The sequence below is a fragment of the Paraburkholderia sediminicola genome, from assembly GCF_046026855.1.
Taxonomy (GTDB): domain Bacteria; phylum Pseudomonadota; class Gammaproteobacteria; order Burkholderiales; family Burkholderiaceae; genus Paraburkholderia; species Paraburkholderia sediminicola_A.
Genome location: NZ_JAQQET010000034.1, coordinates 68922 through 81684 on the forward strand (window position 1 = coordinate 68922; position 12763 = coordinate 81684).

At 60.7% G+C, this 12763-nt stretch carries 12 protein-coding genes and 1 tRNA gene; 6 read left to right on the plus strand and 7 right to left on the minus strand.

Going from position 1 to position 12763, the window contains the following annotated elements:
* Positions 1-8 precede the first annotated feature (8 nt).
* Together PQR40_RS30395 and PQR40_RS30400 are read left to right on the plus strand one after the other, a co-directional pair.
* On the plus strand, positions 9-659 hold the full coding sequence (locus tag PQR40_RS30395) for a TapB family protein (RefSeq protein WP_408510510.1): 651 nt from the start codon (positions 9-11) through the stop codon (positions 657-659).
* Between the two features lie 58 nt (positions 660-717).
* Complete coding sequence (locus PQR40_RS30400) at positions 718-1107, plus strand: hypothetical protein (RefSeq protein WP_408510511.1); 390 nt, start codon at positions 718-720, stop codon at positions 1105-1107.
* 38 nt (positions 1108-1145) lie between these two features.
* On the opposite strand, the gene PQR40_RS30405 is transcribed toward PQR40_RS30400, so the two are convergent.
* Together PQR40_RS30405 and PQR40_RS30410 are read right to left on the minus strand one after the other, a co-directional pair.
* A complete protein-coding gene (locus tag PQR40_RS30405; protein WP_408510512.1) occupies positions 1146-1520 on the minus strand; it encodes a DUF1493 family protein in 375 nt (124 codons plus the stop codon).
* On the minus strand, positions 1520-1951 hold the full coding sequence (locus PQR40_RS30410; protein WP_408510513.1) for an STM2901 family protein: 432 nt from the start codon (positions 1949-1951) through the stop codon (positions 1520-1522). The genes PQR40_RS30405 and PQR40_RS30410 overlap by 1 nt, the downstream gene beginning before the upstream one ends.
* Before the next feature lie 541 nt (positions 1952-2492).
* On the opposite strand from PQR40_RS30410, the gene PQR40_RS30415 reads away from it, so the two are divergent.
* Positions 2493-3563 carry a site-specific integrase gene (locus PQR40_RS30415; RefSeq protein ID WP_408510514.1) on the plus strand — a complete coding sequence of 357 codons (1071 nt, stop codon included), beginning with the start codon at positions 2493-2495 and terminating at the stop codon, positions 3561-3563.
* A 208-nt stretch (positions 3564-3771) separates the two neighbouring features.
* Complete coding sequence (locus tag PQR40_RS30420; RefSeq protein WP_408510515.1) at positions 3772-4629, plus strand: DUF2971 domain-containing protein; 858 nt, start codon at positions 3772-3774, stop codon at positions 4627-4629.
* A 42-nt stretch (positions 4630-4671) separates the two neighbouring features.
* Here the strand turns inward: PQR40_RS30420 and PQR40_RS30425 are convergent, their stop codons facing one another.
* From PQR40_RS30425 to PQR40_RS30445, 5 genes are all read right to left on the minus strand, one after another.
* The gene (locus PQR40_RS30425) at positions 4672-6024 is read right to left on the minus strand and encodes a tyrosine-type recombinase/integrase (RefSeq protein ID WP_408510516.1); all 1353 of its coding nucleotides are present in this window, start codon (positions 6022-6024) and stop codon (positions 4672-4674) included.
* A gap of 79 nt (positions 6025-6103) precedes the next feature.
* Positions 6104-6180: transfer RNA gene (locus PQR40_RS30430), tRNA-Met, on the minus strand.
* Between the two features lie 86 nt (positions 6181-6266).
* Positions 6267-7925, minus strand: coding sequence for an MFS transporter (locus PQR40_RS30435; protein WP_408240940.1), 1659 nt, complete (start codon positions 7923-7925; stop codon positions 6267-6269).
* Positions 7926-8155: 230 nt separating this feature from the next.
* Positions 8156-9694, minus strand: coding sequence for a sensor histidine kinase (locus tag PQR40_RS30440; protein WP_408240943.1), 1539 nt, complete (start codon positions 9692-9694; stop codon positions 8156-8158).
* 9 nt (positions 9695-9703) lie between these two features.
* Complete coding sequence (locus tag PQR40_RS30445; RefSeq protein WP_408240946.1) at positions 9704-10477, minus strand: response regulator; 774 nt, start codon at positions 10475-10477, stop codon at positions 9704-9706.
* 233 nt (positions 10478-10710) lie between these two features.
* Between PQR40_RS30445 and recA the strand changes: the two genes are divergently transcribed.
* Together recA and recX are read left to right on the plus strand one after the other, a co-directional pair.
* On the plus strand, positions 10711-11787 hold the full coding sequence (gene recA, locus PQR40_RS30450; protein ID WP_408240949.1) for a recombinase RecA: 1077 nt from the start codon (positions 10711-10713) through the stop codon (positions 11785-11787).
* A gap of 7 nt (positions 11788-11794) precedes the next feature.
* Positions 11795-12706 (plus strand): recombination regulator RecX, encoded by a 912-nt coding sequence (gene recX / locus PQR40_RS30455; protein ID WP_408510517.1) that lies wholly within the window; start codon positions 11795-11797, stop codon positions 12704-12706.
* Positions 12707-12763: the final 57 nt, after the last annotated feature.

Sequence of the window (12763 nt, forward strand, 5' to 3'; positions counted from 1 at the left end):
GTCTCTCCGTGCCACTTGCAACCCTAGCCGCATCCGCCGCCGTGGCGGCTTCCGCTGCGCTCGGCGCATCTCTGCCCGCGCCTGTTTCCGCGCCTCCGACCGAAGCGCAAGCGCCGACTTTCTCTGTCGGAGAAGAATGGGATTTCGAATTCACGAACGCCCTCGACCCAGGGCAAAACTCCCGCTACACGCAAAAAGTCGTCGGTGTCGCGAACGGCCAAACGAGCTTGGCGCTCGGCGGCGGGCGAAGCGGATCGCTGACTCTTGACGAGAGCGCGAACATCGTCCGCTCAGGCTCCGCGAGCTACTCGCCCAGCGATCAAAAGCTGAGCTTTCCGCTCAGTGTGGGCAAAACATGGTCCGCGTCTTACGTCTACGCCAACGGCTCTTGGAAGACTCAATGCGATCGCGACGCGAAAGTGGTCGCGGTTGAACGCATTGAGACCGAGGCTGGCGCGTTCGACGCGTTCAAGATCGAAGAAAAGACGCTTTGGCAAAGCAACGATCTGTATGGAGGGCGAGGCGTCTCCCGAGAAACGGATTGGTATGCGCCCGCAGTCGGCCGGATCGTGAAGCAGGAGTATCAGGACTTGCCGACAAAAGGCCCCGCGACCACGACCCGCCTCCAATTGACACGGCACGTTCCCGCGACGCGCTGACCCGCCCGCGAATTCATGTCCCATCGCCGCCACGCGGCTTTAACCCTTCGAGGCACTTATGGCAAATCCAAAACTCGCGAGCGCGAACACCCAAGCCAAACGCGGCACCGCGTTCTCTAAAACTGCGCTGCTCGTCATGTTCGTGTTGTTTATGTCCATCCCCATTCTTAACCTGCTCTTTGGGATGGGTTTCATCATTTGGTATTCAGTCAACATCTTCGCGCGCAGCGCACAGCGCGGAATCGACTTTCTCTGGCTCTTTGTCGGCACAGTAATTTGCCTGATCGGCATGGCCCTGCCGGTGTTCACCGACTCGAACCACACGAGCTACGCGACATGTTGGTTTGGTGGTGTCATCTTGAATATTTTTGTCGGAGTGTTCATCGCGGGCGGTCGGCTGGGGCATTTGTTGCAAGCCGATCCGACCCCCGGCCAAGAAGCGTCTTGAAGACAATCGAAAGCGAGCGCTTGGGGCGGGCGGCGGCTTCACTCCGAGCGAGCCGCCGCCTCGATCGCCGCAGTGTCCCAGCGGCCCGCGCGCATCGCGTCAGCGAGCATGCCAAGGGTCAAAGGCTGCGCTGCGGCCTTCCGGTCCCGCTTTGAGAAAAGCGACGCGACCGCGCCGATAAGATCAAGCCCTTCGGGTCCAAAATAGCGGTCGTACGGAAAGCCCTCGGCCGCCACGCCAAACCGCTCCGCCCACTTGTCGATGAACTCGACGGCGTCGATGCCGGTCAGCCCCAATTCGCCTCCGAGCTTGCTGCTGGGCTCAATGCGCAACTGCCCGAAAATCGGCTTGCCGAGCTCTTCGCGCGCAAACGCTTCCAGCTTCCCCCACGTTTCGTCTTTGGCGTCGCTCATCAAAGCACCCGGTCTTCCGGCTTCACTATGCGATTGTATGAGCTGACGGTGTGCCGCGCGATCAGAAACGCGTCATAGCCCATCACGACGACGCCGACGACAGGGATCGCGCGGCCAACGAAGGCTCCGATGTTCCGGGTGAAGGCGATTCTCAGCCCTCTCGCGCCGATGCTTGTGATCGTTGGCAGGCGATACCGCACTTGCCAAGGCAACAGCTTGCGCGCGGCCATCGACACGACCGACGTTCCGGCTGTGGCTCCGCCGAGCTTGCCTGCCACCGGCACATCGTTTTGCCCGAGCAGGAGCGCGGCCGCAGCGGCGAGGTCTTCGAACCCGAGTTGCTTTTGGGTTTCATCGAGCGCGACGAAGAAAAACAACTCGCCAGCCGAAATGTTCCTGTATTGAAAATAAGAGTATCTGTTTTCGCTCATTTTCCGAATTGGGCGCTGCTTTTGGATTTCGCAGAATATCAGAGGAAGGAGCGCGGCAAAACCCAAAATGCCAGGGCGCGATAATTGAACGACCACGAAATCAGTCGTGCCGCTCGTCCGTTTTCAATAAAACAAAAACCGCTCGTCTGCATTTTTTTCTCGTGCAACGTTGCATTCACTGTATGCACTGGCCGCTCGGGCTACTCCGATTAGTAGTCGATTCCGCGACAAACGGCCCGGTGGATTAAAGAGCGCTTTCGCTTTGCCTCATTTTTCCGCAAATGTGCCCGTATAAGATACGCAAGAAGCCCGGCGTAAGCCCGCGATCGAATGCTTTTTTAGGTTGGTTTTTCCACGTTTCCAACACGCCTTGCCCCCTTGCGGGGCAAGGCTGTTTACGAGATGACCCACGCCGTCGGCGAACGACGTTGCACAACGCCTCGAAATTGGCCAATGCAACTCGCGCCGTGCGGCGTCCAAACAAAATCTTGTGGCCGCCGCCCTACCAATACGCGCGCAAGCGCAAAACAGGAGAGTGGAGATGGCAAGCATCATCAAGAAGCCGTTGAAAGACGGAGGGGTCTCGTGGCAAGTGTTCGTGACGATGAAGGGTTTCCCCAGAATCACCGCGACGTTCCCCACGGAGACGGAGGCCAAATGTTTTGGCGAAGCGCAGGAAGATGAGTTCAAGCGGCAGCGAAAGCTCAACGGCCCCGTCCTTCCAATCAAGGCTCCGCCCAAAGGCAATCTGTTCAAGGACCGCATCGCTGATCTGGTCGCGGCGTTCGTCGCATCCGACAAAGCCACCAGTGCGAACAAGCGGAACCACAAGGCGGCGATTCGGCTCGTCGGCAACGCTCGCGTTGGCGACATCGATGAATACTGGATCGAAGACTACATTGCCGCAGCAAGGGCCACGCAGTCCCAACAAGCTCGCCCCTACGCCTACGCGACCATCCAAGCGCAGGTGCTCTTGATCAAAAAGGCGATCAGAATGCGTGCGCGCGAATTGCGGGTTCCGCGACCGCCGTTTCCATTCAAGAACTCCATGCTTCCAAAAGGCTGGAACGCTCCGCGCAAGCGTCGTTTGGCGCCGAAAGAGCAGCGCGCTTTGTTTGGCCGGTTGCGCCAAATCCCCGGCCTGCGCGGCGAGCACTGGTGGCTGATGGCGCGAATGGCCATGCTCACGGGGGCGCGTTTGCAAGAGGTCGCGTTGGCGGAATGGAGCGACTTTGACCTCGACGAGAGGGAGTGGATCATTCCCGCGCATCGATGCAAGACGGGAGCCGAGCGCGTCGTCCCTCTCGGCGGCCGCGCGCACCACGTCATGCGGCTCTTGGCTGCGAGGAAAAGCGACGACAGCCCTCGGGTGTTCCACACAATGGGAACGCCGTCGGCCTGCTCGCAGGAGTTTCGCAAGCTTCGCGAATCGACGGACGTCGTTGATTTTCGATTCCATGACTTTCGACATGAGGCGATCAGCCGCATGTATCTGCACGATCACGATCTCGAAGAGCGGGAGATCATGGTGATCGCCGGACACAGCTCAATGGAGCAAACGCGCAACTACGTCGCCCTGCGCGCGAAGGAAGTCGCGTCTCGAATGCGTTGATCCGCCGCAAGGCGCGGCAGGCTGGGGGCGCGACTTTGCCGCGCCCCCAGCCTTTTTTCATTGTTCGGCTTTTCGCGCGTCAAGGGTTCGCTTCGCCGGGCTGCGCCCGCCCTTGACCCGGCATAATATCCCGGGACATTCGCGACCCTTGGCGAAGTCCAAACAGGAGCGCGCCATGCGCTGGCGCTCATAGAAAACGGAGAACGCCATGGCGACGGCAAGCACGGTTTATCACTATTGCGGGGCGGAGTCTTTTCTCAGCATTTTAAGGACTGGCCGCTTGTGGGTTTCGGACGCGAGAAAAACCAATGATCGGCGAGAGCTCGATTGGTTCAAGGACCTCGCACTAAAACACATTGCAAAATCGGCGGCGAAGGGCGACAAGGTGATGAGCGACCTGCATTTGGCGCTGAGAGTCCGCTTCGAACTGGTCGAGGACGTCAGCGATTACTATGTCTGCTGCTTTTCCGAGAAGAAAGACTCTGTTCCGCAATGGGTCGCTTACGCGGATCGCGGAACCGGCTTCGCCATCGGGTTCGACGTGAACGCCCTGCGGAAGAAAATTGGCGCCGCGTTGCTCTCTTCAAACTATTCCCCTGTCCCATTCGGGGCCAGCGCCAGCGGATGGGGTTTCGGTCCCGTCGTTTACGCCGAAGATGGAACGGCCAACACTCAGATCGATGACTTGATGGGTTTGATCGTCTCTGCCCCCTTCGAAGGCGAGGACGCGGCCGACAGCGCCCGCGACTACATTGACCGCGTGTGCGCGTTCTGCAAGCACCCTGATTTCCAGACAGAGCACGAATGGAGGATCGTTTGCAACACGAGCCTCCTGCGGAAGACTGCCGGACTGGCCGGAAGCGACATGCTGCCCGACACGAAATGGCGAAAGGGGGCGTACGGGTTCACGCCTTATCGCGAAACCGTCAGCGTTCTCGATTGCGTCAGGGAGGTGATCGTTGGCCCAGGGAACGCCGACCGGGATTCGATTGAATACGTGAAACAGTTTTTGCGGTTCTCCGGTGTCGAGGCGAAGGTGTTTCCGTCCGCCTCTCCCTATCGGTAGCCCTTTGGCCCCAGCGAAACTCGCGCGGCGAGCTCGGGCAGGTCAAAACCGGCGGGGCAATTGGATGTCGAAGCGGTCGAGCGTCGCTTTGAGCTCAGCCAAAGGCTTGCTGTGCTGGTAGTTGGCGAAGTGCGGACTTGAAAAATCGACTTTCGCTTGATCGTAATGCCCAACCAACGCCATAAGCATCGCCGGGTGAACGTTCAATTCCGTCATGCGCCCGATGAATGTGTGGCGGAAAGAGTGGAACACTTTGCGGTCGTCCTTGATGCCGCATTCGTCGAGGTAGTCGGCAAACCGCCGTGTGACGTTCTTCCCATACCCGTTCTTGCCGGGCCTGAGCTCGGGGAACAGTTGCGTCGCGCCGCTCGCTTTGGTCCGTTCGACGTATTCCATGAATCCGGATTCGACCACGGCTCGATGCAAGGGAATGCGGCGCAGCGAGTTCGCGTTCTTCGCTTTGACGAGCTCGAAAAACCAGACGTCGCCATCCTTTTGAAGTTGCGTAAGGCTTAGGCTCGCGAGCTCTTCAAGCCGCGCGCCAGAGTGGAGGGCGAGAAAGGGAGCCCAATAGTAAGCGGGCTTGTCCATCCGCAAGGCGTAGCGCTCGGGATCGAAGACGGCTTTGAGGTCGTCGGCGGTGAACGGCTTGTAGGAGCGCTTTTGTTGTTCCAGCTTCGACTTTGAAGACACTTTGGCGTTTTCAAACGGATTCGGCCCAAGGTGCTGTCCGTTGGCAATAGCGTAGGCGAAGAGGTCGCGCAGGTAAGAGAGCTTCGAGTTGATCCGGCTTGCGCTTCCACCGAGTTCGATGAGGCGGTTTTTGTAGGAAACGGCGTCGTCGAGCGCGTATTGGTCCATGGGTCGAGCGCCCGCGCTCGCCGAAAAATCGTCAAACGCGCCTTGCTTGGCCGAGATCGTCCGCGCCGTGTTGTCGAGCGCCTTCTCTTTTTTGTAGAGCTTCACAACGTCCGCGAACGGCTTGCCGCGTTTTTTAGGCGCCGAATTGGCTTGTTGCGCGGCGATCGCGGCCATGACGCTCGGCGCGAGGACCGGCAAATCGAGAGAGGCAGGGACTGCGGTTGCGAACCGATCGCCGAACAGGTCTTTCGCTCGGCGCACGTCGTCATCGGTGTTGATGTCTTTGACCTGGGTGCCGTCTGGAAAGACCACGTCGAGCCGTTTGAGCGCGTCCGGGTCAAGGTTGAAATCGGCGGCTTTCGGCTTCTCTGTTGGCGTCTTCATGGCGAGTTCGAGATTGAACGCGAGCGCCAACAGTCTAGCTTGCCGGAAGTCTTTCGTGCGCAGAGACCGTTTGACTTCACGGCCCTGGCGGGTGAGGCGGAGGTAATAGACCCCTAGGCGGTTGCGATACAGGTGCGGAAGTTTGTGCATATTGGCTCACAAACTGGCTCACCGGCGCAAAACGAAAGGCCCGCGCTCAGTTAAGAGCAGCGGGCCTTGCGAGTGATGCTGGTGGCGAATCAGGGACTCGAACCCCGGACCTGCGGATTATGATTCCGTCGCTCTAACCAACTGAGCTAATTCGCCGAAAGAAGCGAGATTATGAGGATAGGGCTGAGGGCTGTCAACCCCCGCCATGCAACTTTTTTAAATCACCTCGTTCGTCAGACGCTTCAGTCCTGCGCGTAGATATCGGAGTTCTTGGTTTCCTTGACGAACAGCATGCCGATCACGAGCGTGATGAGCGCGACCACAATCGGATACCACAGCCCCGAGTAGATGTTGCCCTTCGCCGCGACGATCGCGAATGCGGTTGCCGGCAGGAAGCCGCCGAACCAGCCATTGCCAATGTGATACGGCAGCGACATCGAGGTGTAGCGGATGCGCGTCGGGAACATCTCCACCAGCATCGCCGCAATCGGCCCGTAGACCATCGTCACGTAGATCATCATGATCGTCAGGATCACCACACTCATCGGCCAGTTGATCTGTGACGGATCGGCCTTTGGCGGATAGCCGGCGGTCTTCAGCGTGGTAGCGAGAGTCTTGTCGAACGCCTTGCCCTGGTCCTTGGCGTCGGCGGCCTTGCCGTCATACGTGTTGATCACCGTATCGCCGACCTTGATCTCCGCCAGCGTGCCTGCCGGCGCCGCGACGTTCTCGTAGTTCAAACCGGCTTTCGAGAGTGCGCTTTTGGCGATGTCGCAGGAGCTCGTGAACTTCGCCGTGCCGACCGGGTTGAACTGGAACGAGCACTCGTCCGGGTTCGCAATCACGACGATCGGTGCTTTCGCCGTAGCTGTTTCCAGTGCCGGGTTCGTGTAGTGAGTCAGCGCCTTGAACAGCGGGAAGTACGTGCAGGCAGCAATCAGCAGGCCGGCCATGATGATCGGCTTGCGACCGATCCGGTCCGACAGCGAGCCGAAGAACAGGAAGAACGGCGTGCCGATCAGGAGCGCGATCGCGATCAGGATATTCGCCGTCGCGCCATCGACCTTAAGCGTTTGCGTCAGGAAGAACAGCGTGTAGAACTGACCCGTGTACCAGACCACGGCCTGGCCGGCGGTCAGGCCGATCAGCGCGAGGATCACGATCTTCAGGTTCTTCCACTGGCCGAATGCTTCGGTCAGCGGCGCCTTCGAGGTTTTGCCTTCAGCCTTGATGCGCTCGAACACCGGCGATTCATTCAGTTGCAGGCGAATCCACACCGACACGCCGAGCAGGATGATCGACGCGAGGAACGGAATGCGCCAGCCCCAGACGCCGAACGCGTCTTCGCCCATGGCCGTGCGTACGCCGAGAATCACCAGCAGCGAGAGGAACAGGCCGAGCGTGGCGGTGGTCTGGATCCACGCGGTGTAGAAACCGCGGCGTCCCGGCGGCGCATGTTCCGCGACGTAGGTTGCCGCACCGCCGTATTCGCCGCCGAGTGCGAGACCCTGCAGCATGCGCATCACGATGAAGATCACCGGCGACGCAATGCCGATCGACGCATAGCCGGGCAGGAAGCCGACCAGGAAGGTCGACAGGCCCATGATCACAATCGTGATGAGGAACGTGTGTTTGCGCCCGACCATATCGCCGAGGCGTCCGAACACGATCGCGCCGAACGGCCGCACCGCGAAGCCCGCGGCGAAGCTAAGGAGTGTGAAGATGAAAGCGGCTGTCGGATTGACGCCGGAGAAGAAGCTCTTGCTGATGAAGATTGCAAGTGAGCCGGCCAGATAGAAGTCGTACCACTCGAAAACCGTACCTAGCGACGATGCGAAGATCACCCGCTTCTCATCGTGCGTCATCGGCACGTGCGAGATTTGCCCGCCAACGGTAGCCATATGTCGTCTCCAATATTGATATGTGCACGCGGTCCGCCGGCAAAGGCGTTCCCGTGGAACCGATTATTGGAGTGGAAACTTACGGTGTACTGACGTGGCGGGGTGAAATGGCAGCCTCCGGTGCGATGAGGAAATTCGCATCAAAAAACGACAACTGCCAGATAAATTCTTGTAACGTGCAATTAACTTATCTCAATATGGGCGGAGATCGATGCGTGAATCCTGCGCTCTTAGGGTAAGTCCCGTGGCCGTTTGAGCACGTGCAAGCTGACACGCACAAGCGTTCCGGCAAGCCGTGGGGACGTTTGATAGACGTTATCGTCGATCGTCATCTCCCCGCCATGCATCGTCGTGATCTCGCGGACGATTGCCAGCCCGAGGCCGCTGCCGTCGCCTTCGCGGCCGAGAATCCGGTAAAAACGCTCGACCACCCGCGAGCGTTCGGCCACGGGAATGCCGAGCCCCGTGTCTTCTATTTCCAGATGCACGAGCCGCGCGGTCACATCGTGTCGCACCCGCACGGTGATTCGTCCGCCAGCCGGCGTGTAGCGGATTGCGTTGTCGATCAGGTTCGACAGCATTTCCCGCAGCATGACCGGATTGCCGTCGACTTCGACCGGTTCTTCGGGCGCTTCGTAGCCGAGGTCCATCTGTTTGGCGAGCGCGGCTTGAACCCAGTCGCGCACGGCGTTGCGCGCCATCTCCGTGACCTCGACCGGCGTGAAAATCTGCCCGGACATGCGATTTTCCGCACGCGCCAGCGCCAGCAACTGGGTGACGAGACGCGCCGCGTGCTCCGAACTGGTGGCGATTTGTTCAAGCGAGCGGTGGACTTCCGGGGAGGCGTCCTGGCGCAGCGCCAGCTCAGCCTGGGTGCGCAGACCGGCAAGCGGTGTTTTCATTTGATGCGCGGCGTCGGCGATAAAGCGCTTCTGCAACTCCATATTCTGTTCGAGGCGCGTCAGCAGGTCGTTGAACGATGTCACCAACGGCTCGATTTCCGGTGGTGCGAGGCGGGCTTCGAGTGGCGACAGATCGTCCGGGCGGCGCGCGCGGATGTGCGCCTGCAGGGCGTGCAACGGTGCGAGTCCGCGCGACAGGCCGAACCACACCAGCAGGATCGCCAGCGGCAGGATCACGAACTGCGGCAGGATCACGCCTTTGATGATGTCGTTGGCAAGCTGGCTGCGTTTGTCGAGCGTCTCGGCAACCTGCACCAGCACCGGCTGCGCGCCGGGCGTCTGCGGAAACTCGACCGTCGTATAGGCCACGCGAATATCGTTGCCGCGCAGCACGTCGTCACGGAATTCGACGAGGCCCGGCGGCGGCCTGTCTTCCTCGTGCGGCAGCGGCATGTCGCGCTCGCCGCCCACCAGTTCGCCGCGCGTGCCGAGCACCTGATAGAACACGGTGTCGACGTTGTCGGCGCGCAGAAAATCGCGGGTGGAGTCGGGCAACGACAGCTCCGCCACGCCGTTGATCGGATGGATCTGGCGCGCGAGCACGTAGGCGTCGGTTTCGAGCGCGCGGTCGAATGGCCCGTTAGCGATCGACTTGGCGACCAGGTAGGTGACCGCGAGGCTCATTGGCCACAGCAGCAGAAGCGGCGCCAGCATCCAGTCGAGAATCTCGCCGAACAGCGAGCGCGGGCGCGCCTCGGCGGCGGCTTCGGTCTCGTCGGGCGGGGCGAACGGATTGGCGTAGCGGGCGTCGCGCGCCTCGTCGAGGTCCGCCGCGTGCGCCGTAGCGCGGTCTGCGCGTGCGGACATGGGTGTCCTCTATTTGTAGTGATGGCTCGCCGGCATCGCGGCCGACGCCGGCGAGGAGGGCGGCTCGGGCTCGGGGGGCGCGAGCGCGTTGGCGCTCATGGTCGCGTTCGAAGGCAGGGCGGCTTTCTCGAGGCAATAGCCAAGGCCGCGCACGGTGATGATGCGCACGCCGCTCGGCTCGATCTTCTTGCGCAGCCGGTGCACATAGACTTCGATCGCGTTATTGCTGACTTCCTCGCCCCATTCGCACAGATGGTCGACAAGCTGTTCCTTCGACACCAGCCGGCCGATCCGCTGCAGGAGTACTTCGAGCAAACCGAGTTCGCGCGCCGACAGGTCGATTACCTGCTCGTTGACGTAGGCGATCCGGCCGACCTGATCGAACGACAGCGAACCATGCCGCACCACCGTGGGGCCGCCGCCCGCGCCGCGCCGGGTCAAGGCGCGCACGCGCGCCTCGAGTTCATTTAGCGCGAAGGGTTTGGCCATGTAATCGTCGGCGCCGAGATCGAGGCCCTTGACGCGTTCGTCGACGCTGTCTGCTGCCGTGAGAATCAGCACCGGCACGTTCGAGTTGCGGGCGCGCAGACGGCGCAACACCTCGAGCCCCGACATGCGCGGCAGGCCCAGATCGAGGATCAGCAGGTCGAAAGTTTGCATTGAAAGCGCGGTGTCGGCCTCGACGCCGTTCTTCACATGATCGACGGCATAGGCCGATTGGCGGAGTGATCGAACCAGACCGTCCGCGAGTATGCTGTCGTCTTCGGCAATCAGAATTCGCATGGTGCGCCAACCTGGCCTTGCTGGCACCGTGGGGTGACCTCCCGGCGCACAGCGGTCTCCGAAAATTATTGTGGGTAGTTGGGCAGCGTGACGGTAAAAATGCGCGTTCGCATGAGAATCGCGCTTGCCAAAACTACTGTTTTTTTATACAGTGTCTGAGTTTCGTGTGCTGTCCTCCAAGAACGGGCCGCACATCTGCCTCAGACGCCGTTCATCATAGCAAAGGACGATTCATGGAAGAAAGCAAGAAAGGCTCGGCTGGACTGACTGCTGAAAAGGGCAAGGCGCTCGCCGCCGCGCTCGCGCAGATCGAAAAGCAGTTCGGCAAGGGGTCGGTCATGCGACTCGGCGCAGGTGAGGCGGTCGAAGACATCCAGGTATGCTCAACCGGATCGCTCGGTCTCGATATCGCGCTGGGTGTCGGCGGTTTGCCGCGTGGCCGGGTGGTCGAAATTTACGGTCCGGAGTCGTCCGGTAAAACCACGCTGACGTTGCAGGTCGTCGCCGAAATGCAGAAGCTCGGCGGCACGGCAGCGTTTATCGACGCGGAACATGCGCTGGACATCCAGTACGCGCGCAAGCTCGGCGTGAACGTCAACGACCTGCTGGTTTCGCAGCCGGACACTGGCGAGCAGGCGCTCGAAATTGCCGACGCACTGGTGCGCTCGGGCTCGATCGATATGATCGTGATCGACTCGGTCGCCGCGTTGGTGCCGAAGGCCGAAATCGAAGGCGAAATGGGCGACTCGTTGCCGGGTCTGCAGGCGCGTCTGATGTCGCAAGCGCTGCGCAAACTCACCGGTACGATCAAGCGCACCAACTGCCTCGTGATCTTCATCAACCAGATCCGTATGAAGATCGGTGTGATGTTCGGCAACCCGGAAACCACCACGGGTGGTAACGCGCTGAAGTTTTACGCGTCGGTGCGTCTGGACATTCGCCGGATCGGTTCGATCAAAAAGAACGACGAAGTGATCGGTAACGAAACGCGCGTGAAGGTGGTGAAGAATAAGGTTGCGCCGCCGTTCCGCGAAGCGATTTTCGACATTCTGTATGGCGAGGGCATTTCCCGTCAGGGCGAAGTCATCGACCTGGGTGTGCAAGCGAAGATCGTAGACAAGGCCGGCGCCTGGTACAGCTACAACGGCGAACGTATCGGTCAGGGCAAGGACAACGCGCGCGAATTTCTGCGTGAAAATCCGGACATCGCCCGTGAGATCGAAAACCGTATCCGTGAATCGCTGGGCGTGAATGCCATGGCGGAAGCGGCGACCGGTGCTGCCGCCGAAGTCGCGGGCGAAGAAGAGTAACCATCACGTGATACGCAAGGGCCGGCCGTTGTCCAATGCTGGACGTAACGCGGACGGCCCGCGTGACGGTAGCGACGATTCGCTCGAGTCGTCGTCATCTTCTTCCTCGTCGACTCCCCGGTCCACCCGGTCGTTTGGGCGGTCGCCGGAAAACTCGTCCGGAAGTTCGTTTGGCAAATCTTCCGGAAGCTCCTTCGGGCGCCCCACTTCGCGTTCGCCGCGCTATTCGGGCGGCAACTCAGCCACCCGGCGCTCATCCGCGTCAGATTCCGATCCCTCCGCTACAGCCGGCGACGCTGATCCCTTTGAGTCGTTCGATGAGCACGACCGCGCCGCGGGTCGCCAGCCACAGTCCGATTCTTCTGCGCAAGCCGCAGCGGACCCGTCCGAAACCACCTACACCCGCTCGCGTCGCACGCCCGGCGAGACGAAGCCCGGGCAGGACGATGAAAAAAAATCCCAACGCCCGGCCCGTTCGTTAAAAGGACGTGCACTCGGCTATTTGTCCCGGCGTGAATACAGCCGCTCCGAACTGGCGCGCAAGCTAAAGCCGTTCGTCGAAGAAACCGATTCGCTCGACACTTTGCTCGATTCGCTGGAAGCCGAAAACTGGCTGTCCGATTCGCGGTTCGCTGAGAGCCTGATCCATCGGCGTTCGTCACGGTTGGGCGCGAGCCGGATCGTTGGCGAATTGAAACAGCATGCGGTCGACCAAACGCTGGTCGAAGAAGCCAGTGCGCAACTGCGCGAAACCGAACTGGCGCGCGCTCAAGCCGTCTGGCGCAAGAAATTCGGCCGGCTCCCTGAAACAGCGGCCGAGCGGGCAAAGCAGGCGCGCTTTCTGGCCTCGCGCGGTTTCTCCGGCGCCACGATCGGCAAAATCCTCAAAGGTCTCGACGAAGAGTGGAGCGGCGACTAGCCGGCCTCAGCGCAAAAACCTCCGCGCTTCGCCGCCACGCCGCCACTTTGAGAGAGC

Coding starts and splice junctions, on each gene's coding strand:
- PQR40_RS30400 (WP_408510511.1), top strand. CDS start 718: ATGGCAAATCCAAAACTCGCGAGCGCGAACACCCAAGCCAAACGCGGC.
- PQR40_RS30405 (WP_408510512.1), bottom strand. CDS start 1,520: ATGAGCGACGCCAAAGACGAAACGTGGGGGAAGCTGGAAGCGTTTGCG.
- PQR40_RS30410 (WP_408510513.1), bottom strand. CDS start 1,951: ATGAGCGAAAACAGATACTCTTATTTTCAATACAGGAACATTTCGGCT.
- PQR40_RS30415 (WP_408510514.1), top strand. CDS start 2,493: ATGGCAAGCATCATCAAGAAGCCGTTGAAAGACGGAGGGGTCTCGTGG.
- PQR40_RS30420 (WP_408510515.1), top strand. CDS start 3,772: ATGGCGACGGCAAGCACGGTTTATCACTATTGCGGGGCGGAGTCTTTT.
- PQR40_RS30425 (WP_408510516.1), bottom strand. CDS start 6,024: ATGCACAAACTTCCGCACCTGTATCGCAACCGCCTAGGGGTCTATTAC.
- PQR40_RS30435 (WP_408240940.1), bottom strand. CDS start 7,925: ATGGCTACCGTTGGCGGGCAAATCTCGCACGTGCCGATGACGCACGAT.
- PQR40_RS30440 (WP_408240943.1), bottom strand. CDS start 9,694: ATGTCCGCACGCGCAGACCGCGCTACGGCGCACGCGGCGGACCTCGAC.
- PQR40_RS30445 (WP_408240946.1), bottom strand. CDS start 10,477: ATGCGAATTCTGATTGCCGAAGACGACAGCATACTCGCGGACGGTCTG.
- recA (WP_408240949.1), top strand. CDS start 10,711: ATGGAAGAAAGCAAGAAAGGCTCGGCTGGACTGACTGCTGAAAAGGGC.